Consider the following 23228-nt stretch of genomic DNA (forward strand, 5'->3'; position numbering starts at 1 on the left):
ATAACAACCAAATAACCCAGATTCCAGAGGCGATCGCTAATTTAACCAATCTGACCGAGCTTCACCTCTATAACAACCAAATAACCCAGATTCCAGAGGCGATCGCTAATTTAACCAATCTGACGGAGCTTGACCTCAGTTACAACAAAATAACCCATATTGCAAAGGCGATCGCTAATTTAACCAATCTGACGCAGCTTCACCTCAGTGGCAACAAAATAGCCCATATTGCAAAGGCGATCGCTAATTTAACCAATCTGACGCAGCTTCACCTCAGTGACAACAAAATAACCCAGATTCCAAAGGCGATCGCTAATTTAACCAATCTGACGCAGCTTGACCTCAGTTACAACAAAATAACCCAGATTCCAGAGGCGATCGCTAATTTAACCAATCTGAGGGTACTTGACCTTAATAAAAATTCAATTACCAATATTCCATTAGAAATTCTTAATTCAAAAGATGCAAAAGAGATTTTGAATTACTTGAGGCAAATTAGCGCAAGTGAAACTCGACCATTACACGAAGCCAAACTCTTACTCATCGGACAAGGCAGCGTCGGCAAAACATCCCTGATCGAGCGACTAATCCGCGATAAATACGATCAAAATCAACCCCAAACCGACGGACTCAATGTGGAAACTTGGAACGTGCAGGTAAATAGCAAAGACATCCGCTTGAATGTTTGGGACTTTGGCGGACAGGAAATTTATCATGCCACCCATCAGTTTTTTCTGACTAAGCGCAGCCTCTATCTCCTCGTTTGTAATTGTCGCACCAGCGAAGAAGAAAACCGCATCGAATATTGGCTGAAACTAATCGAAAGCTTCGGCGGACAGTCACCCGTGATTATCGTTGGCAACAAAAAAGACGAACAACCCCTCGACATCAACCGCAAAGCATTACGCGAAAAATATCCCAACATCCAAGCGATTATCGAAACCTCTTGCCAAGACAATATCGGCATTGATGACCTTCGCACCGCAATTTTGCAGCAAATCGCCAACCTCAAAGAAGTCTACGACCTTCTACCCCTGACATGGTTTGAGGTTAAACAAGAACTCGAATCCATGACTGAAGACTATATCACCTACAGTAGCTATATCGGCATCTGCTACAAAAACAATATTCCCGAAGAACAAAACCAAGATCAACTAATCGACTTGCTGCATCGACTCGGCTTAGTTCTCAACTTCCGCGATCATCCCATCCTCAAAGATACCAATGTCCTCAAACCCAACTGGGTGACAGAAGGCATTTACGCGCTCTTGAGCGATGAAAACCTCAAAACTAAAATCAAAGGCATTTTCACCCCCGCCGATCTCACCCGCATCCTCAATCCAGAGCGATATCCCACCGAGCGTCACCGTTATTTAATCGGGCTGATGAAAGAATTTGAGCTTTGCTTTGCACTAGAATGTCACCCACCACAATTTCTGATTGCGGGACTTTTGCCTAAAGACCAACCAGACGAAACAGAACTCCACGGCGAAACCCTGGAATTTCAATACCATTACAAAGTTCTCCCCGAAAGCATCATCTCCCGCTTCATCGTCATTACCCACGAAAAAATCCATAACCAAATCTATTGGCGTAGTGGCGTAATGCTGCAATATCAAGAAAACAACGAAATCTACAACATCGCTCGGATTAAAGCCGATCCCGAAGACAAAAAAATCTTCATTACCATTAGCAAACGCAAAGAAACCCGCCGCTTATTTCTCGGCATCCTCCGCGATGTCTTCCAAAAAATCCACAAAAGTCTCCCCAATCTCGAAATCACCGAATGGGTTCCCGTCCCCAACCATCCCAACCACCCGCCCCTCGATTATCAAGAACTCCTCGGACTCGAATCAATGGGTGAAAGCACAATCACCATCGGCAAACTAAAATTAAGACTCGATTTGCGTCAACTTTTAGATGGCTATGAATCATTAGAATCGCGTCGAAAATCACAAAAAAGAGATAATGATTTAGATGATAGGACTGCATACGAAGATATGCGAGATATTGCTAAACTAGCTGTAAGCAGAGAAATTAAAATTAATAATAATAATAAAGCCGAGGCAAATGCTGTGTCAGAAAATCCTCAATTCACAAACAACCTTCAAGGCGCAAACATCGGCAACCTTGCCAACGAAGTCAAAAACAACGCCAGTCAGCAAGCCTCTAACTTCAACCAAACAAGCGGCGCAAACATCAGCGAAATTCTGCAACTAATCGGCAACCTGCGCCAAACTGCTGCCCAATTCCCACCAGAAACCCGCGATGACATCATCATTGATATTGATGATGTAGAAGCAGAAATTCAAAAGCCAGAAAAAGAACGCAATGTACCCAAACTCAAAAAGCGTCTAATAGCTTTACTGACTGCTGCTAGTGTAGCTGCTGGCGCGATCGCAGGTATGACAGACTTTGCAAATAATGTTATGGAAATAGGAAACAAATTAAATATCGAACTCAAGCTTCCTTCTGGTAAATAGACTTTTCTAACTCCAGGGGCGATGCAACCTATTCTAAATTAATAATGATGGCATACAGCATTTTGCATCTAAATGAAGTACATCCTTTACCCCACCCTAACCCTCCCCTTGTAAAGGGGAGGGAACTAGATTTTTCTTGTTTCCCCCCTTTGCAAGGGGGGATTAAGGGGGGTAATAATCTAATTAAAATTACAGCCAACTATTTTTCAAACAACCTCTTAGCAATGGGTTGACTATGCGGCTTATATTAGTTGAAGATGAAGCAGATTTAGGTGCAGCAATCAAACAAGTCCTGAGCCATGAGGCATATATAGTTGACTGGTTTCTAGATGGTAATCAGGCATGGCAATATCTAGAAACTGGCTGGACTGAGTATACCCTGGCGATTTTTGATTGGATGCTGCCTGGAGTTTCGGGGATAGAGTTGTGTAAATGGTTGCGCGATCGCCAATTAACTCTACCGATATTAATGCTAACAGCTAAAGACCGGATGGAAGAAAAGATTATTGGTCTAGATAGCGGTGCGGATGATTATTTAGTTAAACCCTTTGATATGGCAGAACTGTTGGCAAGATTGCGAGCATTACAACGGCGAGCCTCTTACGTTGGAGCAACGCTGACACCTCAAGTCCAACCCCGACGCTTACAAGTAGGTTGTCTGACGCTCAATTACAGCACTCATCAAGTTATTCGTGAGTATGTTCACGGAGAAAAGCAAGTGTTTTCATTAACTACCAAGGAATTTCAATTATTGGAATATTTTATCAGGCATCCTAACCAAATTATCAGCCGCGACCAAATTATCAATCAACTTTGGGAAATTGGTGCAGAACCAGTTAGCAATGTCGTAGCAGCACAAATTCGCTTATTGAGACGCAAATTAGGAGAAGAAGACAGCGAATCTTTAATTGAAACTATTTATGGTGTGGGTTATCGCCTAAACATTAAACCTCTTGCAGAAATCTTTGAATCACCCCACCCCAACCCTCCCCTTGTAAAGGGGAGGGAGCAAGATTTCTTATTTCCCCCCTTTATAAGGGGGGACTAAGGGGGGTAAATCCAGGGTTTGTGTGTACACCGTAGCCAATATATCGGGGGATCTATTCATGCTGCTGATTTTTGCTAGCTTGACAGCAATACTTTCAGCAAGGGTTTAAAAATATGGAACGCAATCCCATTTTCCATCAAACTCGGTTGCGGCTTGCGGCTTGGTATACCCTTGTCATGGGCGGTATTTTAGGGCTATCTAGTTTGGGAGTTTATAGTGTGGTTGCCCATACCTACTATGAAACCATCGACCAGGGATTGCAATCAGTTGCAAACGCACTCCGAAAAAGTATTGAACCGGCTTGGCAACAACCCGGACAATTACAACGCCTTACTAAAGAATTTTCTTTAGAATTATGTGTGGCTCAGACTAATTGTTTGCCTAAAACAACATCCATTAAAAAATCGATCGCAGAAGCAGCAAATCCAGTTAATTACTATATCCGTTTATTGGATCGCTCAGGAAAACTTTTTGCCAGTGGAGGTATGGAATTTGACAAGTTACCGATTGCCTCAACATTACATAATTGGCAGATATTAACAGATTACTCTGGCACTCGATACCGCGAAATCACTTTACCTTTGTATACTCAAAACCAGGTTTCGGGTTATCTACAAGTAGCGCGTAGCATCACTGATTTAGACCAACATCTTACTTATTTAAGATTAACTTTGGTATTGGGATTGCCAATTTCCATGATTTTCGTTGGTTTGTCTAGTTGGTGGTTGGCAGGAAGGGCAATGCAACCTGTATATCTTTCTTACCAACAAATGCAACAATTTACTGCTGATGCTGCCCATGAGTTTCGCACACCTTTAGCAGCAATGTATTCTACTATTGAAGCTGCTATCAAGTTACAGCAAGAACCAAAAGGCAATGGAGGAATTTTAGATGTACTCAAACGCCAAAATCGGCGCTTATCACAATTAGTTGGAGATTTGCTGTTATTAACGAGGATAGATCAAAAACAACTAACAGGAGAATATCAGCCTTGCTGTTTGAATGATATCATTAGCGATTTAATTGAGGAATTAGCATTTTTGGCGGTAGAGACTCAGGTCAATCTCTCTAAGCAGGTGCAAGTCTCAGAAAAATTATATGTGATGGGAAATGAAGATCAGCTTTATCGCTTAATTTCTAACTTAATTGTCAATGCAATTCAAGCGACATCTAGCGGTGGAAAAGTCACGGTTTTTTGGGAAAAAAGTGAGCTTTACACCATAATTAAAGTTCAAGATACAGGAATTGGTATTGCCCCAGAACATCAACAGCGAATTTTCGATCGCTTCTACCGAGTAGATCGCGATGCCTACGGTGGACTGTGCCTACGCTCTCGCACCTCTGGCGGTTCGGGATTGGGATTAGCCATAGCAATCGCGATCGCCCAAGCACACAAAGGTAATATTCACGTTCAAAGTCAACCTGGGCTAGGTAGTACATTTACCGTTCGACTTCCTCTTTCACCGTGATTTCTGGAAATAAATGTGGCTATTTGCAAATCTGCGATCGCAAGGTGCAACTTTGAGTTTTTGCATACATGGAGATCGCACCTTTATCTGTTAACAAATCCTAAAAGTGCTTTGATAGTTTTTCCACAGGATGATTAAGATATAGGTAATTTGACCTGACGGGTATCGATACTCATAGTGCAAGACCAGATTTTGCTGAATGATTGGCATGTAATAGCGCGATCGCAAGACTTCCAACCTGGAACAGTCCTGCACAAGCGCTTATTAGGCGAAAATCTAGTGCTTTGGCATAATGGTGACAAAGTTTTAGCTTGGCAAGACCTTTGCCCTCATCGTGGCGCTCGTCTTTCTCTAGGATATGTTAATAAAGAGACTCTTGTTTGTCCTTACCACGGTTTAGCCTTTAATAGCGAGGGAAAATGTGTACTAGTTCCGGCTAATCCCGAACAATCGCCCCCCGCTCAAGCTTGTGTTAAAACTTACCAAATTCAAGAGCGTTACGATCTGCTCTGGGTTTGTTTAGGGACACCAAAACAAGATATAGCTCCGTTTTCTGAGTGGTACGATCCGGTCTATCAAAAGATTTTCTGTGGCCCTTACTACTATCACTCTAGCCCTTTGCGGGTACTGGAAAATTTCATCGATCCGGCACACTTCCCAATTTTGCATTCGGGATTATTTGCTCACGCCAGTCATCCTGAGTTGACGCACTATGAATTAGAGTCTCTTCCAGATGGAATTAGTTTCAAATGTGGTTTATGGGAACTAGATTTTAATTCCGGTAATCCTCTGTCAGCACCACTGATTTTCAACACTTACGATTACCGCATTTTCCGTCCGCTAGTGGCATACTTTAAACTTGGGCCTGGAGATCGTCGTTTAAATATCTTCTATACAATTACACCAGTCGATGAAGATGAGTGCGTGGTGCAATATTGGTTAATGGTAAACAGTGTCCGCGACCTAAAAGTGGAAGTGTATCTAGATATTCAAAATCAAGTTGCTAGTCAAGATATCGCCATTGTCGAGTCCCAGCAACCCCGACGCTTACCTTTAGATTTGCAAGCAGAAGTACATTTACCGAGCGATCGCTATTCCATAGCATACCGAAAGTGGCTCAAACAACAGGGTGTTACTTTCGGCACTATTTAGAACTTGCGATGCTTGTCATTATCTATGATTAAGAAAAAATATTTAGATAATATTGGTTTAGAAGCTAACCCCCTGAAAAAGTTTAAAAAACGGTAGATTGTTAATTGCTCTACCGTTTTTTATGTATGTTGAATGCGGTACTCCAAAGTCAAGTTATATTTTTGCTAGCTTTCATTTCAAGGTTAATTTTAAATATTTATCGCTCCACAGATGTTAGTTTTAAAGGATACAATGGCTCAGATCCATTTAATTGCCAAATTCTAAATACCAAAACAGCAGCTACAGTTAACCACACACAAGAAAATGATAAAGTCACTCCTGCTATAGAATTAGTTTGCCAATAAATTGTCGTCACCACTACAGCAGATAACCAAGGGCCTAAAATAACTACAGGTACAGCAGCACCTAATCTCCGTTCGACAGTAAAAATCGTATTCCAAGTATCTCCTAAAGCCAGATGTACCACAAACAAAATTAAAGGCAATACTAAAAACTGGTGATTCATTTGCTGCCAAATCAATACAGAAGAAATTACCCGCAAAACAGCAATTATCATCCAAACTATGGGAAATGCTAAAGGTGGAGGCGACCATCTTGGTCTGATTACCTGATCATAGGTCTGACGAGAACGGGTATTATCTAAAAGAGAAAAAATTCGAGAACGGATACTTAATAGAGCAAAAAATAATCCAGCCAATAAAGTGCTAAACCAACTGGGAAAAGAAGAATTATCAATGAACATTACTAATTTTTCCATTCCCAACAACACGATAATCATAACTAATATTTGTAAGATAGTCCCTAGTGTATAAACTAAAACTGCCTTGATATCTAGTTCTTGTGTAGTAGCTATTGATGTGTTTAGAGACTGTGGTTTATTCCCAGGTTTTACTCCCATTACTGTATTCACAAACTGTTCAACTATTCCACTATTCTTGGATTTATTCATAATGAAGAAATGGCGCGTAGTTGGTAATTAGTAGTAATAAGTCATTATATGATATTCTAATAGTTAAAAATAATTTGGTTAAGCTCTTTTAATATCAGAGTTTAGAAGTTCCGAATCTAATGTACAGTTTTTCGTAAGTGGTGTTGAGGAAAAAGCGTGGAATTTCAGAAGTTCTTGTATATTTTTACTCTAGTAAATATTGCTACGTTTGCTCTGAGTGTACCTGTACTTGCTCAAATCACACAGCCCCCCTTTAATTCTGCACAGTCAAGTTGTCGTGCAACTAAAGTAAGTACTCCAGTTTTCAAAGAACCTTCAACATCATCCCATGCTATCAGAATATTGTCGGCAAAAACAAAGATTACTTTAGCATATATACCAGTTAGTGGAGATAGATTTGTCAGAATTAAAGCTCCGACTTCAGGGTTTATTCAAACTGCTGTACTGAAATTTTGTCAGCCGAATAACAACACTCAAAATATATCGAGTAAACCTACTATTGGCAGTGTATGTCGGCAAATTGTACGACGGGAAACTATACGTCGCCAACCAAGTACAAGAGAACCTTTTATTACAACACTTTCGCCAAATACAGTTGTGTATGTGAACTTGGTTACAGGTAATATAGTTAAGTCATACAAATCTGAAAATTATATTTGGGTAGAAATCGACCTTTCCAGAAGTTTCCCTGGAGAATTATCTGGTAATGGTTGGATAGTCAACACTGACTTAGTAAATACTCCTGGATTAAGCAGTCTGGCTTATTGTAGTTAGTAGCTTATTTATAAGTACTCGCACTAAATTCGCGATCGCCCTTTTTGTCAATGGCGGTTTCTGCGATGTTGCTGTCCACGAGCCAGTGGGCAAGCAGGCCTGATTCATTCCATTTCAAACAGGATTTGTCAAGATGGTTAGCAAGAAAATTCTAAGTAAGCGTGACGAAAAGATGAACATTTAAGCACTGAAATATCAGTAAAATAGTTGGTTTAATCGGTACGCCAGTAACAAAATAACTAATTTTTAATCGCTAGAACCCTTATTTTTAAAGCTCTTTGGGGAATGAATCAGCCTTGCTCTGGGGATAAGGGGCAGGGGGAAAGGGACTCATGTTTTTTACCCCTTACCATGAGTCCCTTTACCCTTTACCCAACCTCCACAAGCGCATTTTTGGGTTGCCAGACTACTAGAGCAAGGGATGCATTCATTGACTCCAAACGGGAGGATCTACAGTAAAACTCTAGACAATCAATTGTAAAGCAGAAATACATCGCGCATTTCGATGGATATCGATGTCATTCCCGAATTAATCTGTGCTGAAAAATTTTTTCGCAATTGTAATTATTTCCCCTAGTTCTCCCCTATTTATTTCTAAATTCAAATCAGAAAAGCAGAGAACACCGCCCCAAACAAGCGCGCAATCTCTGCCGTATAAATAAGTCAATAAAAATGGAGAACAAACCTATGCTACACCAAATTAAAGAATTGCTGCAAAACGTACAATTACAACAGCAAGTAAAAGCAGCAGCTAACCAAGCAGAAGCTATCAAAGTGATAGCGATCGCAAGTGCAGAGAAAGGTTATAACTTCACAGTTGAAACTATTTCTCAAATGTTGGCAGAACTAACATTTGTGGATTCCAACGAACTGAGTGAAGAAGAATTACTTAGTGTTAGTGGTGGAATGATGGCTGATAGTGCAGCCAAGCTATGTCATACAGCTAGCTGTGGTGGCGGACACGCGGGCTGCTGTTAAAAACAGTATGTAGCTTCTGTTTCTCTTTGGCATTGTAACCACCACAGGTCAGGTTGTTTTTCTAAAAGAGCTTTTTAGATCCAACATCTCCAATATTTTAATTTGGATAACTTCCATACTTGATACTGAGGTTCAATGCAGAAAGAGATGCTGCATAACAGATTCCCTCTTTGCTTTTTTAATCAAGGGAAAGAGGGAATTTCATTAGATTTCTTGCAGAAATCAAAAAAAGAACCTTACCCCGTCTTTAACTTACATCAAAGTCTTCCCTGCTTGCGTACGAGGAGGGGCTGGGGGTGGAGTGTTAGGAAACTTTTGCAAGAGGTCTATTTTTTTCATATTTCTAATTAATAAATTTGAAACTAATTTTTTGTCTTTTTAACGATTAATACTTCCCACTATGAGAAATCCAGCTATGGTTCAACAAGTTGTTTGCTTATCCCCACAGAAAACATCAGACGAATTAAGGGCGATCGCAACCAATGCTAGCTTTATCTGGGAACGGCTTGATGAAAGCAGATTTGCAATTAATGGCGATCGAGTCAACGAACAAGAAATTAACCGTCGGCGCGATCGCTGGTGCGAAGTTGCAGCAGAAGGTAAATTGGATACATTGCACAAACGCTTACAGTGGGAAGGGCTAGACCTCGATACTGTTAGTTCCAAATTGGGAACCATCGAGTTGCTTGGCGATCGACCTTTGCCTGAGTGGGCAGAAACCTTGCAGCAAATCATCCAAACCGCTACAGGATTCAATTCTGCAACCGAAGTATTTCTACCAATCGATTCACAAAATCCGATCGCCTTTGAAGATATCCTTTTGCCTGCTATCTTGGTGGCCAGACAGCAATTACTGACTCGCTACGGCAGTCAATTCACCCAAGAGTCTCTTCCCTTATCGATTCTTTCCCAAGCTGCTTACACCTCTTTGGAACGTGGTCTACTGCAACGATTAGCAGGACTTTGCACCAAGACATTAGATTTTGAATTTTCTCAGGTGCGTCCCTTTGGTCAAAGCTTGCTCGGCTTACTAGGGCTGGAGACAGAAAATAATAACATTCACTACACCAAGTTCGTCAATCAACTCCTAGAAGATGGATTGTTGACGTTCTTCCAGAAGTATCCAGTTCTCGGTCGGTTAGTAGCAACAGCAGTCAATTTTTGGGTTGAGTTCACAGCTGAATTTCTTGAACGTTTAGTTGCAGATAGGACAGATATTCAACGAACTTTTGATGAAGCGATCGCCCCATTTTCTCAAAACAAAGTTACCGAAATTCAAGCCTCTCTTTCCGACCCGCATAAGCGCGGACGAACGGTGATTTTGCTCACCTTTGAGTCTGGACTGAAACTTGTTTATAAACCCAAAGATTTAGGACTAGAGATTGTCTTTAATCAATTTTTAGATTGGTGCAATCAACACAGCAATCTTTTAGATTTTAAAGTCATTCAGGTGCTAGAACGCAACGGTTACGGTTGGGTAGAACATGTTGAACAGTTGCCTTGTGTCGATGAAGCAGCTGCGAAACGATTTTATCAGCGTTCTGGGATGTTGTTGTGTGTGCTTTATGCCCTCAGAGCTACAGATTGCCATTACGAAAACTTAATTGCCAATGGCGAACATCTGGTGCTGATTGACATGGAAACGCTGCTGCACCATGAACCGAATCTCATTGAAGACTCACCACTTACCCAAGATTTAGAAACAACCGCCACACAACAATTTTGGGATTCCGTACTCCGCACCGGACTTTTACCGCGTTGGGATTTTAGTGGCGATCGCAGTGTCGCTTATGATATTAGCGGACTAGGCAGCACAGACCCCCGACTATCTCCCCGTAAAGTCCCACGTTGGCAGAACATTAATACAGATAATATGCACCTGTTATCTGAGCCTGTAACCTTGCCAATTGGGAAAAATGTGCCGTTCTTGGGTGAAACTGCTCTCTCTCCAAACGATTATCAACTGCAAATCACCAGTGGGTTTGAGCAGATGTATCGCTTTTTGATGGCGCATAAAGATTTCTTAATTTCAAGCCAAAGTTTGCTATCTGCTATGCAAAATCAGCAGGTGCGCTTTATCTTCCGCAACACCCGCATTTATGGCATCATCCTTCAAAAAGCTTTAGCACCCGATTACCTCAAACACGGCGTAGATTACAGTATTCAACTCGATGTTCTCAGTCGTGCTTTTCTAGTTGCTCAAAATAAACCGAACGCCTTTCCTGTTTTGAGCGCGGAACTCCGAGCGATGGAACAATTGGATATTCCCTTCTTCACGGCTAGCGCGGTGGTTGATGAACTGAGTTTAAACGGTTCTTTTTCCATTCCCAACTACTTCAAGCAATCCAGTTACCAAGACCTGCTCAACCAGTTACAATCTCTGGATGAAACCGACTTAGCTCGACAAGTAGCGATTATTCAAGGCTCCTTCGATGCCAAGATTGCAACCACTTCCAGCCGCCAAGGTGGACAATGGCAAGGGGAATCGTTACCGTTGCTGAATTCGGAAGAATTGATTGCCGAAGCCAAGGAAATCGCCACTCAACTTGAAACTAGAGCCATTTCTGACCCTGATGGCAGCGTTAACTGGATTGGCTTAGACTTTGTGCCTCGCGCCGAACGATATCAACTGCAAGTATTAAACAATTCTCTTTGTGACGGACGCTCTGGAGTTGCCTTGTTTTTAGCGGCACTGAGTCAAGTAACTGGTGATTCCCGTTACCGTGATTTAGCATTGAGGACAGTGCAATCTCTGCGTCGCCAAATCCACACCATCGATCGCGAAACTTGGGAACGCATGGCTCGTTTCATGGGTGTTGGGGGTGCAACAGGTTTAGGATCGATGATCTATAGCCTGGTGAGAATTAGTCAATTTCTCAACGATGCAACACTGTTGCCAGAGGCTCAAGTATTAGCCGATTTGATGACACCAGAACTAATTGCTGCCGACGAACACTTGGATATTATGAGCGGAGCAGCTGGGGCAATTTTAGGGTTATTGTCTCTGCATCAAGCCACAGGAGAAGCAACCGTTTTAGAAAAAGCGATCGCCTGTGGACAACATTTAGTCAACCGTCAAGTTAGCCACAATGGTGCGCCCAAAGCTTGGCATACTTATTGGGACAAGCCCTTAACTGGCTTCTCTCATGGAGCCGCAGGTATCTCCTATGCCTTGCTCAGACTTTATGCCGCCACCTCAGAGGGCAAGTACTTAGAAGCAGGTTTAGCAGGAATCGAGTATGAGCGTAGCGTCTTTTGCCAGTCCACCGCCAACTGGCCAGACTTCCGCAGAATGGGACAACCAGGACAACCTGACTTTGCAAATAAGTGGTGTCATGGTGCAGCCGGCATTGGTTTGGGACGCTTAGGCAGTTTGAGAATCGTGGAAACGCCGGAAATTCAACAAGAAATAGAAATTGCTCTCCAAACTACTCAGAATTTTGGCTTACAAGCGATCGATCACTTGTGCTGTGGCAACTTCGGTCGCGCGGAAGTGCTGTTAGTCGGTGCAAAAATCTGTTCCCGTCCTGATTGGCATCAAATTGCTCACCAGAATGCAACAAATGTTGTGGCTAGAGGCAAGCGAACTGGAGCTTATCAACTGTTCCCCAACTTACCCAATTCTGTATTTAATCCTGGCTTTTTACCTGGTATATCTGGAATTGGTTATCAATTGCTGCGTCTGGCTAACAATAACTTGCCTTCAATATTGTTGTGGGATTGAGCTTGTTATTCGCTCACAGACGTTAATAGTGTATCTTTACAGGTAAGACTAATTCCAATACGCTTGGGTTAAAGATAATTGTAGGTTGGGTTGAACTTTAGTGTTACCCAACAAATGTTCGAGAATTTTGGGTTTCGTTCCTCAACCCAACCTACACAAATTTATTTTTCTGGCTTAACCCAAGGGCATTGAGACTAATTCGTAATTAAGCTTTAAGCGAAAAACGTTTTTTGTATAATCCCAGCAATCCAACTACGCCAAGACCAAGTAATGCCGATGGATCGGGTACAGAAGTTTTTTGTGCTGTAAAGCCAGTTTCGTAAGAAATACTAGGGCTGGTAGCTGAAGCAACTGTGTAACTAGCCTCTATTTGTTGTAATCCTTCATCACCAATAGGAACCAAATAAGTACCATCTTGGTCGCCAGTTAACTTTTTGCCCAAATATTCTACTGTCACATCTGGAATTTGTTTTCCTTGATAAAGAACTTGAACTTTCAAGTTTTCTCCTGGTTTGACTTCAAGAGGATTCTGTAATGAGATGATTTCTAAAGGCAAGTTGAATGGTTGAGCCAGAGTGTCAGACCAATCGAAAAGAGCTTTAGTATACTTCAGATAATGACCTACATCTTGATATTTTCCAATTTCTTGTTCGGAAATACTGCGATATTCACCGCCTACATTAACATAATAGCCATTATCAAAAAAGCCAGTTAATGCTGCGATTTCGCTATTAGAAGTTAGAGATAGCCCGTCTTTTTTCTGATTGATATCAAACGGAAGTATTTGTCTATTAGAATCATAAGCTGTAGCTTGCTTAAATTTAGATGTCTCGTAAGGTTCTGGCCCATCTTCTGGATGACCAAATAAGAGATTGTATTCTCCATTTTCATAGTCAAACCAGATAATATGTGCTGAAACTGGTTGGATAAACAAAGGTAATATTGCCACTGCTAATAGCAACTCTTTCCATCTTTTAATTAGCATATAAATGTTCCTAAATCAGGTGTTAAATAATTAAAACCATAATATTTAATAACTTACAATCCCCCCGCCAGGGATATTTATTATTAAAGATAGGAGCTTTTTATTTATTAATAATAAGTAAACTTTTTTTGTTAGCTGAAATACAAAATCTAGCTATAAATAAATACTTAATTTAAGGTATTGGCTTTTTAGCATAAATAGGGTATATGAAAAAGCTATGACAGGATATAGCAATCTTATTTAAAAACTTTGATTAATGTAGGCATTTGTTGGATTGAAGAACAAAACCCAACTTCAAAATCGTTTCGTACCCTTCTTTACGAGAGGCTACTTCGGCTTCGCTCAGTACAAGTGCGCCAACGAGAACGCCAGGGGCGAACGCAATGATATGCAATAAAAGTGGGATACTCCCTAATTGAGGCAGTAAAAGCGATCGCCTCCCCTATTTCTCCCCTAGTTCTCCCCGATCGCACTTTAATCTTAAAAGTCTAGAAGTCTTAAGGTTCTGGGTGCTGTCAGCAAGAAGGAGAACAATGCAACTAAAACACAGCCACATCTTTCGCCAAGAAGCCCTAGATCGCTTATCTTCACCAGAACAACTGGATCAAGCGATAAATGTGGTCAAACCTCAAGCTTGGTTGACTCTATCTACTTTGAGTTTTGTAGTTGCTGTGGCTGGCGTTTGGAGTGTGTTTAGTAGAATTCCTCTCACCGTCACAGGTCAAGGTATATTGATTAAACCGCACCATGTTGTGGAATTTCAAGCACCTAGTTCTGGCCCATTACTAACTCTCAAGGTCAAGGCGGGGGATATTATTAAACAAGGTGATGTACTGGGTATTATCGACCAATCAGCGCTAAAGCAGCAGTTGCAGCAAGAGCAGATAAAGTTGCAACAACTGCAAACCCAAAATCAAGAGACTGACAGGCTACAAAAGCTGCTGATTGACCAACAAATTATCACCCTTGGGCAGCAAAAACTGGATTTGGAAAATAATCTGCGCCGAGAGCAAAGTGCGCCAAAGTTACGCGATCAGACGCTGAGAGCGATCGCTCAAAAACGCCAAAGCATTAATTCCCGTAAACAACAAATTAATTACTTACTCAAAACTCTTAAAGGGCGGGTTGATAACCGTCGTCAGCTTTTTGAGCAGCATGTAATCAGCCAAGATATGTTGGTGCAAGCTGAACAAGAATATTTTAATACTCAAAGCAAACTATCAGATATTGACGTGCAACTCAAGGATCTCGAAATCCAAGAAACCACCACGCAAAGAGAATATCTGGAAAATCTTAATAGAATTGACGAAATTAAAACCAAAATTAAAGATATTAATACTCAAAATACTAAATTACGCGAACAAGATTTAAAGCAATCAATTGATAAAACCAATCAAATTCGGGAAGTAAAGCGGCGAATTGCCCAATTAGAACTGCAATTATCTCAAGAAAGTAGAATTATTAGCAAATATAATGGTCACATTCTCGAACTGAGTACTGTCCCTGGACAAATGATAAATCCGGGTAGTCGCTTGGGGTCAATTGAGGCTGAACAGCCAAATTCAAAACTTATGAGTCTTGTTTACTTTGCAAATAAAGATGGGAAGCAAATCAAGCCTGGGATGCCTGTACAGGTAACTCCCAGCTTTGCCAAACGCGAGCGCGAAGGTGGCATTATCGGAACCGTTGCAGATATTTCTTCATTTCCGGTAACTACACAAGATATTACAGCGATCGTTGGTAACAAAGAAATTGCCGCCAGTCTTGCAGGTAAAGGTGAAGGCAAGGTGCAAGCTTTTGTCCAACTCCAAGAAAACCCTACATCAGTCAGTGGCTACAAATGGTCATCTTCTGATGGCCCAGCCTTAAAAATATCCTCTGGCACAACTACATCAGTTCAAGTAAAAGTTGGAGAAAAAGCACCGATTTCTTATATTATTCCGATGTTACGCTCTTGGACTGGGATTTATTAATTTACGCCGTGTGCAACTTTCTTTCAGACCTAACCCCCAACCCCTTCCCTACAAGGGAAGGGGAGCAAGAATCAAAGCCTCTCTCCCTGTGGGGGAGAGGTTTGGAGAGGGGTTCTAAGGATAAGTTGCACATCGCGTTTATTTGGGCATTGGGGTTAAAACTTGAAAGTTCACCCTCACAAGCTCAACGTTCACCCTCAGAGGCTCAACTTCCACCCTCAGAAGCTCAACTTCCACCCTCAGAAGCTCAACTTCCACCCTCAGAGGCTCAACTTCCACCCTCAGAAGCTCAACTTCCACCTTCAGAAGCTCAACTTCCACCTTCAGAAGCTCAACTTCCACCCTCAGAAGCTCAACTTTCACCTTCAAAAGCTCAACTTCCACCTTCAGAAGCTCAACTTCCACCTTCAGAAGCTCAACTTCCAAGTTCTAATACTAATGCCCAATTCCCAATCCCCAATTCCCAAACTTAAACCAAATCGTGTCCGCACTTCTACACTTTTACAAATGGAAGCAGTCGAATGTGGTGCGGCTGCTTTGGGAATAATTCTGAGCTATTACGGGCGGATTGTGCCACTGGCTAAACTGCGTGAAGAATGCGGTGTTTCGCGGGATGGCAGCAAAGCTTTTAATATCCTCAAAGCTGCCAAAAACTATGGACTCAATGCTAAAGGTTTAAAACTGTCTCTGGAAAAGGTGACAGCTACCCGCCTCCCCTACATTGCCTTTTGGAATTTTAACCATTTTCTCGTGGTAGAAGGATATAGCAAAAAACGCGTCTACCTCAACGATCCTGCCAATGGTCGGAGAACGGTAAGTTGGGAAGAGTTCGATCGCGCGTACACCGGTGTTGTGCTGACAATGGAACCAGGAGCGGACTTTCAGAAGGGAGGCAAAAAAAATCACATTGTCTCAGCCTTAAGTAGCCGCTTACAAAACTCACGAGTTACTATCTTATTTTGCTTGCTAGCTGGATTATTGCTAACACTGCCTCGGTTAGCTGTGCCAGCCTTTTCTCAGGTATTTATCGATGAGATTTTAATCCAAGACCGACAAGATTGGTTACGACCTTTGCTGTTAGGAATGGTGTTAACTACTTTATTACGGGCATTCCTTGCCAGACTGCGGCTTACCTACCTGCGGCGATTAATGGTTAAGTTGTCAGTCAGCACATCAGGACTATTTCTCTGGCATATCCTGCGATTGCCTGTTGGGTTTTATGACCAACGGTTTGCTGGGGAAATCAGTAGCCGTGTACAACTAAATGACCGGGTGGCAGAGGTACTCTCAGGGCCTTTGGCAACCACAGTGATTGACGCGGTGATGATGGTCTTTTACTTGCTGATTATGATTCAGTATGACCAATTGCTGAGTGCGATCGCAGTCGGTTTTGCTTTAATCAACATTCTCGCCCTTGTATTTTTATCGCAAACTCGTGTAGATGCAAATATGCGCCTAGCTCAGGAATATGGCAAGGTGGGTGGAGTAACGGTTAGCGGCATCCAAACCATAGAAACCATCAAAGCTTCTGGGCTGGAGTCAGATTTATTTGCTCGGTTTGCAGGTTATTACGCTAAAGCTTTGAACGCCCAACAACAATTAGGTTTACAAACTCAAATTCTCACCACATTACCCACAATTTTGACAGCCCTAGCCACAGCTTCTATTTTGCTGGTTGGTGGTTTACAAGTAATGAATGGCAATCTCAGTATTGGGATGCTGGTTGCCTACCAAAGTTTAATACTGAGTTTCTTAGAGCCAGTCAATAGCCTCGTTAACTTCGGCAGTACACTCCAAACTTTAGAAGCTGATTTAAACCGCCTTGATGATGTATTGCAAAACCCCGTTGATTTGGAAGTGGAGGGGAAGCGGAGAGCAGGGGAGGCAGGGGAGGCAGGGGAGGCAGGGGGAGAAATTACTTTCTCATCTCTTTGGCAATTACAGGGTAATGTTGAGTTACGGAATGTCACTTTTGGCTATAGTCGTGTGGAACCTCCGTTGATTGAGAATTTGAGCTTGACTGTCAAGCCAGGGCAAAGAATAGCCCTTGTGGGGGGAAGTGGTTCTGGTAAATCGACAGTTGCTAAATTAATTTGCGGGCTGTATCAACCTTGGGATGGGGAAATCTGCTTTGATGGTGTAGAGCGATCGCAAATTAAGCGTTCTGTTTTGGCTAACTGGTTGGCAATGGTTGAACAAGATATCTTTTTATTTGCCGGGACTGTGCGAGAAAACATCACTCTTTGGGATTCAACTGTGCCTGAAGTTGATTTGGTGCAGGCTTGCCAAGACGCAGCGATTCATGATGCGATCGCATCTATGCCTGGAAAATATGACTTTGAGTTAATTGAAGGCGGTATGAATATTAGTGGTGGACAACGCCAGCGTTTAGAAATTGCCCGCGCTTTGGTGAGAAATCCCACAATCTTAGTATTAGATGAAGCAACCAGCGCCTTGGATGCAGAAACCGAGTTGATTATTAACCGTAACTTGCAACAGCGTGGTTGTTCGTGTATTGTAGTAGCCCACCGCCTCAGCACAATTCGCGATTGCCATGAAATTATTGTGCTAGAGCAAGGTAAAATCGTGCAGCGTGGCACTCATGAGGAATTATGGCAGCAAGGTGGAACTTATGTTCGCCTACTTCACGCAGCAGAAGCATAATGGACTTCTTGGCATTGTAGGGAAAAGGGGAAGGTGGGGCCCCCTCTGGGGATAAGGGGCGGGGGTAAAGGGTAAAGGTATGGAATTTTCTCTTACCCTTTAACCTTTAACCTTTGCCCAACATCAAGGCAAAAGTTACTTTTGCAAGATGTCTAATAATCAGGTATTCAATCCACCATTGTTGAGTTGCTAATGATTGCCGAGGCAGTTAAACCTTGACTCATCGTCAAAATCAGCTTTACTCTCGATCAATTTTTTCGATATCATCAGGTGTACCAGTGGCAGAAATTTTTGATGTGCCAGATTTACCTGCACCTGAGTTGCCACCAGAAGCGCCAGCACCGCCTGAGTGTTTAGGATCGGTGTTGCCTTGTTCTTCTTGAAGCTGTTCAAGGCGGTTTTTTTCTTGAGCTTTATCTTTTTGGTCAGCCATATCTTATTTACATTTTTCGCTATGCGATCGCCTTTAACTCTATCATTTTCCTTATTCAAGCGACATCAAAGGCAAATCTTCTTCAGCAATTATAAATTTACGTGAGTCTCCCACGGAGGCACACGTTAAATTACTCAATTTTTCCATCCAAGACGATTATCAGATTTTTCTTGCCCTGCTTTCCCTGCTGATTGAGCAATTAATTATTTTTTATTTGGAAGTCCCTTAGGCTGATGTCCTCTAAAGTAATATCATCATCACAAAAAATCTGTGTTACATTCAGCCGGGATACAATAGTTTTTCTTATATCTTTTTCCAATCGTCGAACTCACATCGATTTACCCTAAGTGAATCCTCTTTCCAAACCATACTCCTTTCAGGCAAACGAACCATTACTGTTGAATGATCCAGAAACATTCTGGATAGTGCAGTCTGGAACATTAGCAGTGTTTGCAACTATTCAGAACAGTTTACCAAAGGAACATCGCCGCTATCTGTTTCATGTCAACGCTGGTGAAGTCTTGTTACCGGAACTAATCGCACAAAGCCAATGGAATTTTGTCGCGATCGCAATTGAATCCACCCAATTATGCCAGATGTCAATGGTTGATTTGGTTAAGGGAATCGCGGCGGCTGACTCTCAAGCCATAGAATTTTTAGAAGGTTGGGTAAATCATTTAGGACAATCTCTTAGTGCCCAGCAAACAGTTTTAACAACGCCATTAAACCTTGTGCAGACATTGGGACAGGATTTTTCATTATCGCCCGGTGAAACGCTACAGGGAAGACAACAAACACTCCTATGGGTGAAGTTGCAGCAAGGCAATACTCACTGGATGGGAGTTGAGGAATTAACGTTGAATTCTACCTCACCAGCGTTTCCACTCACGAGTGATATGTGGCTGGAGGCAAAAAATGCGGTTATCGGACAAATGTTGCCAACGGCAGATTTAGAAAATTCCGAGGAAGTTTTGGCAGGTTTAGCCAGTTTGCATACTTATTTCTTTCACTACTTCAGTTTGCTGGCAAATAAAGAAACAGAGGCAGAATTCCGGCAGTTTCAGGAACGCGAGCAATTTAATCAGCAAGTAATAGAGGGGGCACTTTCTGACTTAGCAACAGTATTGCAGCCACAGCAGGAGGCGGTTTTTTCTCAAGAAGGGCCGCCCTTATTGGTAGCATTTGGGGCAGTTGGACGGACGCTGGGAATAGAGATTCGTCCACCAGTAGAGGATTTGAATTCTATTAAAGACCCTGTAGCCGCGATCGCACAAGCATCGCAAATTCGGATTCGGCGTATAACTTTAGCAGATGGCTGGTGGCGTCAAGACCAAGGAGCAATGTTAGCTTATACTCAGTTGGAACGCCCAGTGGCGTTGTTACCTACAGATAATCGAGATTATGCAATCTTTGACCCCGTAGCGCGGACTCGGACACCTGTAAATGAATCAATAGCAAAAACACTGTCACCATTAGCCTACGTTCTATATCGACCATTACCACAAATTGCGCTCACCGCCATTGATTTACTGCGGTTTGGGGTCAAGGGTTATGAAAAAGACATCGCCAGTATTTTAGTGGTAGGGTTACTGGGCACAATATTGGGCATGGTTGCACCGCAAGCAACAGCAATTTTAATCAATCATGCCATTCCCGATAGCGATCGCGCAATGCTTTGGCAGATCGGATTGGTCATGTTTGCAGTCGCCTTTGGACAGTTAGCTTTTCAAATTGCCCAAAGCATTATTACTCTACGAGTGGAAAGCGCCACTGATAGCATATTACAGCCAGCCATCTGGGATCGGTTACTCAGATTAAGCCCTAGCTTTTTTCGCCAGTACACTTCTGGAGATTTGGTCAATCGCGTCATGGCGGTAAGGGAAATCCATCAAAAACTTAGCGGTGCTACTCAACGAACTTTGTTGAGTGGAGTTTTTGCCTTATTCAACTTGGTGCTGATGTTCATTTACAGTTGGCAACTAGCACTTGTGGGCGTGGGTTTAGCAATATTTGCCACTGTGGTTACGACTGTTGCAAGTTTCCTCTTGGTGAAGAAATCGAAAAAAGAGCAAGAACTCAATGGTGCAATTCAGGGACTCACGGTACAACTAATCAACGGTGTCGCCAAACTGCGAGTGACAATGGCAGAAGAACGCGCATTTGCAGCTTGGGCAAAAAAATACAGCCAGCAGATCCGACTGAAGGCGAGTTGGCAAGAGATTAAAGATGGTATTTCTATATTTAACGAAGCACTCCCTTTGGTAAGTTCTATATTGCTGTTTGGGTTTGCTATGTTGTTAATGCAGACACGCCTAACACTGGGTACATTCGTTGCTTTTAACTATGCTTTGACGATTTTTATCAAAGGAGTAATTGACCTGAGCAATACTGTATCGGAAATTTGGAGTATTGTACCAATATGGGAACGAGCAAAACCGATTTGGCGATCGCAGCCTGAGTATGATTCAACTAAGGTTAACCCCGGACAATTAAACGGTCGCATTGCCCTAAATCGTGTCAGCTTTCGCTACTCAGAAAATGGCAGCTTAATCCTCAATGATGTCAGCCTCCATGCCGAACCAGGGGAATTTATCGCGATCATTGGGTCTTCTGGAAGTGGAAAATCAACGATATTGCGGTTGTTATTGGGCTTTGAAACTCCATTAACAGGGAGCATCTATTATGATGGCAAAGATTTAGCAGAGATGGAACTCCAGGCTGTGCGAAGACAGTTAGGAGTGGTACTGCAAAATGGTAAAATCGGTACAGGCTCGGTCTTTAATAACATTACCGCCGGGGCTTTAGTTTCCCTAGAAGAAGCTTGGTCAGCCGCACAAATGGCAGGCTTTGCTGATGATATCAAGCAAATGCCAATGGGGATGCACACGATCGTCGCCGAGGGTGGTAGTAATCTTTCCGGTGGACAACGGCAAAGATTATTGATTGCGCGATCGCTTGTTTCCAAGCCTAAAATTATCTTGATGGATGAGGCGACCAGTGCTTTAGATAACCGCACCCAGGCAATTGTAACTGAAAGTTTAGCTAAGTTAAATGCTACCAGAGTGGTAATTGCCCATCGCCTCAGCACAATTCGTAATGCCGATCGCATCTATGTTATCGACGCTGGTCATGTCGTGCAGGTAGGTAATTTTTCGGAATTGATTGCTCAACCAGGGTTATTTGCCAGACTGGTAGCCCAACAGTTAGAAGGGGAGCTTTAGTTCTGCTTCAGCATGGAATTAGTAACTTAAAATATATTAAATTCGGGCGGTCGTTTATTGAATTCGGGCGATCGTTGATTGAATTCGGGCGGTCGTTTATTGAATTCGGGCGATCGTTTGTTGAATTCGGGCGGTCGTTGATTGAATTCGGGCGATCGTTTGTTGAATTCGGGCGGTCGTTTATTGAATTCGGGTAGTCGTTTATTGAATTCGGGTGGTCGTTTGTTGAATTCGGGTGGTCGTTTGTTGAATTCGGGTGGTCGTTTATTGAATTCAAGCAGTGGTTAGGGTGGGGTAAAACCCAGATTATTGAACAACGTAGAGACTTGTGTGTACACCGTAGCCTTTATAAGGGGGCATTAAGAAGGGTAATAATGTGATTTTAATCACAGCATACTACTTTTCAAACATCCTCTAACATCAAGTCCGGTTAATTAATACTTTACTCCCGTTCAAAGACAAAAATAATGGAAATCGGTTTATTTGTCTTGGGATCGGATGGCTCATATAAATTTAGCAATCGGTAATTCAAAGCATGGAATTCGTTAATCCATGATTCCAGGGTTCGGAAATACCAAGGAGTAGGGTAGAATGGTCGATCTGCATTTGGTTGCCATGAAGTTTCGCGCCACCCATTGGAGTATGGAGAGTCACCGCAAGCAATTATCGGATGAAGTGTTTGAATGACTATTTTGCCTTTGTCCTCTAACAGGCTATGACCTGCCTTAGCGATCTGATCGAGAGCGCATTCGCCCAGAATTGAAAAGTTGCAAATCAAGCAAGAGAAATAGTCAATGGTGCTAAATCTTTGTGATGCAAGATCCGAGTACGAACAGACAACAAAGCGAGAATCACCACTATCCTTTGCTGTCTCAATAAGATCGGCGCAAAAATCAACACCCCAGCCATCGATTCCTAAAGAAAAAAGCTGTCGAGATAACCATCCCTCACCGCATCCAATATCTAAGAATGTTCTTGGATTAAGTTGGGTTATCGCTTTAACTATAGCGGCATCTGTGGCGATCGCACGGCTTTCAATTTGTTTATTACGAACTGCTTGTGTCCATAATTTAGCATTTATCTGCCATGAGTCAAGGATTCGTTTTTCATTTTTGTCCATAAACACCGCTCAAATAGCACCAACAATCTTCTTCTTTAAAACATAAGCGATAATGCAGCCAGATGCAGGATTTCCACTATTTCCGAGAATCGCAATTTTAACTCATATATACACCGGATTACAGCAATTCTTTAGGTTCTATCAATTAGCGATACTCAGTTCGTGAAGCCCTAAAACTCTCAAGCAAGGTTCTGTTTGACAATGCCACTGCTACCCAAAATTTAGAAGCATTCATTAGACTTATTGCAAAAGTCG

15 protein-coding genes are annotated in these 23228 nt (G+C 42.3%); 11 read left to right on the plus strand and 4 right to left on the minus strand.

The window, feature by feature from the left end:
• From RM049_RS35030 to RM049_RS35045, 4 genes are all read left to right on the plus strand, one after another.
• Nucleotides 1–2483: COR domain-containing protein (locus RM049_RS35030; protein WP_322707477.1), on the plus strand; the 2483-nt coding region annotated here is incomplete at its 5' end.
• Nucleotides 2484–2718: 235 nt separating this feature from the next.
• Nucleotides 2719–3531 carry a two-component system response regulator RppA gene (rppA, locus tag RM049_RS35035; protein ID WP_322671411.1) on the plus strand — a complete coding sequence of 271 codons (813 nt, stop codon included), beginning with the start codon at nucleotides 2719–2721 and terminating at the stop codon, nucleotides 3529–3531.
• A 113-nt stretch (nucleotides 3532–3644) separates the two neighbouring features.
• Nucleotides 3645–5000, plus strand: a complete 1356-nt coding sequence (rppB, locus tag RM049_RS35040) for a two-component system sensor histidine kinase RppB (protein WP_322707478.1) — start codon at nucleotides 3645–3647, stop codon at nucleotides 4998–5000.
• 177 nt (nucleotides 5001–5177) lie between these two features.
• A complete protein-coding gene (locus tag RM049_RS35045; protein WP_322707479.1) occupies nucleotides 5178–6152 on the plus strand; it encodes an aromatic ring-hydroxylating dioxygenase subunit alpha in 975 nt (324 codons plus the stop codon).
• Between the two features lie 196 nt (nucleotides 6153–6348).
• Here the strand turns inward: RM049_RS35045 and RM049_RS35050 are convergent, their stop codons facing one another.
• Nucleotides 6349–7101 carry a TspO/MBR family protein gene (locus tag RM049_RS35050; RefSeq protein ID WP_322707480.1) on the minus strand — a complete coding sequence of 251 codons (753 nt, stop codon included), beginning with the start codon at nucleotides 7099–7101 and terminating at the stop codon, nucleotides 6349–6351.
• Between the two features lie 156 nt (nucleotides 7102–7257).
• On the opposite strand from RM049_RS35050, the gene RM049_RS35055 reads away from it, so the two are divergent.
• The 3 genes from RM049_RS35055 (at nucleotide 7258) to RM049_RS35065 (ending at nucleotide 12577) form a co-directional block, all read left to right on the plus strand.
• Nucleotides 7258–7875, plus strand: coding sequence for a hypothetical protein (locus RM049_RS35055; RefSeq protein ID WP_322707482.1), 618 nt, complete (start codon nucleotides 7258–7260; stop codon nucleotides 7873–7875).
• 672 nt (nucleotides 7876–8547) lie between these two features.
• Nucleotides 8548–8853, plus strand: coding sequence for a Nif11-like leader peptide family RiPP precursor (locus RM049_RS35060; protein ID WP_322691637.1), 306 nt, complete (start codon nucleotides 8548–8550; stop codon nucleotides 8851–8853).
• Nucleotides 8854–9268: 415 nt separating this feature from the next.
• Nucleotides 9269–12577, plus strand: coding sequence for a type 2 lanthipeptide synthetase LanM family protein (locus RM049_RS35065; RefSeq protein WP_322707483.1), 3309 nt, complete (start codon nucleotides 9269–9271; stop codon nucleotides 12575–12577).
• A gap of 205 nt (nucleotides 12578–12782) precedes the next feature.
• Here RM049_RS35065 and RM049_RS35070 read toward each other — a convergent pair whose 3' ends face one another.
• Entirely contained in the window at nucleotides 12783–13562 is a 780-nt protein-coding gene (locus RM049_RS35070) for a DUF4198 domain-containing protein (protein ID WP_322707484.1), read from the minus strand.
• Between the two features lie 533 nt (nucleotides 13563–14095).
• On the opposite strand from RM049_RS35070, the gene RM049_RS35075 reads away from it, so the two are divergent.
• The 3 genes from RM049_RS35075 to RM049_RS35085 all read left to right on the plus strand — a co-directional run bounded on the left by RM049_RS35075 (nucleotide 14096) and on the right by RM049_RS35085 (nucleotide 18199).
• Entirely contained in the window at nucleotides 14096–15535 is a 1440-nt protein-coding gene (locus RM049_RS35075; RefSeq protein WP_322707485.1) for an NHLP bacteriocin system secretion protein, read from the plus strand.
• 101 nt (nucleotides 15536–15636) lie between these two features.
• Nucleotides 15637–16008 carry a hypothetical protein gene (locus RM049_RS35080; protein ID WP_322707486.1) on the plus strand — a complete coding sequence of 124 codons (372 nt, stop codon included), beginning with the start codon at nucleotides 15637–15639 and terminating at the stop codon, nucleotides 16006–16008.
• Entirely contained in the window at nucleotides 15974–18199 is a 2226-nt protein-coding gene (locus tag RM049_RS35085; protein WP_322707487.1) for an NHLP family bacteriocin export ABC transporter peptidase/permease/ATPase subunit, read from the plus strand. Before RM049_RS35080 ends, RM049_RS35085 begins: the two co-directional genes overlap by 35 nt.
• 238 nt (nucleotides 18200–18437) lie before the next feature.
• Here the strand turns inward: RM049_RS35085 and RM049_RS35090 are convergent, their stop codons facing one another.
• Nucleotides 18438–18632 carry a hypothetical protein gene (locus tag RM049_RS35090; protein WP_322707489.1) on the minus strand — a complete coding sequence of 65 codons (195 nt, stop codon included), beginning with the start codon at nucleotides 18630–18632 and terminating at the stop codon, nucleotides 18438–18440.
• A gap of 398 nt (nucleotides 18633–19030) precedes the next feature.
• Here RM049_RS35090 and RM049_RS35095 point away from each other — a divergent pair, with 398 nt between their 5' ends.
• On the plus strand, nucleotides 19031–21853 hold the full coding sequence (locus tag RM049_RS35095) for an NHLP bacteriocin export ABC transporter permease/ATPase subunit (RefSeq protein WP_322707490.1): 2823 nt from the start codon (nucleotides 19031–19033) through the stop codon (nucleotides 21851–21853).
• A gap of 442 nt (nucleotides 21854–22295) precedes the next feature.
• Here the strand turns inward: RM049_RS35095 and RM049_RS35100 are convergent, their stop codons facing one another.
• The gene (locus RM049_RS35100; RefSeq protein ID WP_322707491.1) at nucleotides 22296–22973 is read right to left on the minus strand and encodes a class I SAM-dependent methyltransferase; all 678 of its coding nucleotides are present in this window, start codon (nucleotides 22971–22973) and stop codon (nucleotides 22296–22298) included.
• Nucleotides 22974–23228: the final 255 nt, after the last annotated feature.

The sequence above is a fragment of the Nostoc sp. DedQUE04 genome (assembly GCF_034530995.1).
Classification (GTDB): Bacteria; Cyanobacteriota; Cyanobacteriia; order Cyanobacteriales; family Nostocaceae; genus Nostoc.

Bases quoted from the DNA above. Each gene is read 5' to 3' on its own strand.
- RM049_RS35090 (WP_322707489.1), bottom strand. From the start codon at position 18,632: ATGGCTGACCAAAAAGATAAAGCTCAAGAAAAAAACCGCCTTGAACAG.
- rppB (WP_322707478.1), top strand. From the start codon at position 3,645: ATGGAACGCAATCCCATTTTCCATCAAACTCGGTTGCGGCTTGCGGCT.
- RM049_RS35085 (WP_322707487.1), top strand. From the start codon at position 15,974: ATGCCCAATTCCCAATCCCCAATTCCCAAACTTAAACCAAATCGTGTC.
- RM049_RS35050 (WP_322707480.1), bottom strand. From the start codon at position 7,101: ATGAATAAATCCAAGAATAGTGGAATAGTTGAACAGTTTGTGAATACA.
- RM049_RS35065 (WP_322707483.1), top strand. From the start codon at position 9,269: ATGGTTCAACAAGTTGTTTGCTTATCCCCACAGAAAACATCAGACGAA.
- RM049_RS35100 (WP_322707491.1), bottom strand. From the start codon at position 22,973: ATGGACAAAAATGAAAAACGAATCCTTGACTCATGGCAGATAAATGCT.
- RM049_RS35070 (WP_322707484.1), bottom strand. From the start codon at position 13,562: ATGCTAATTAAAAGATGGAAAGAGTTGCTATTAGCAGTGGCAATATTA.
- rppA (WP_322671411.1), top strand. From the start codon at position 2,719: ATGCGGCTTATATTAGTTGAAGATGAAGCAGATTTAGGTGCAGCAATC.
- RM049_RS35075 (WP_322707485.1), top strand. From the start codon at position 14,096: ATGCAACTAAAACACAGCCACATCTTTCGCCAAGAAGCCCTAGATCGC.
- RM049_RS35060 (WP_322691637.1), top strand. From the start codon at position 8,548: ATGGAGAACAAACCTATGCTACACCAAATTAAAGAATTGCTGCAAAAC.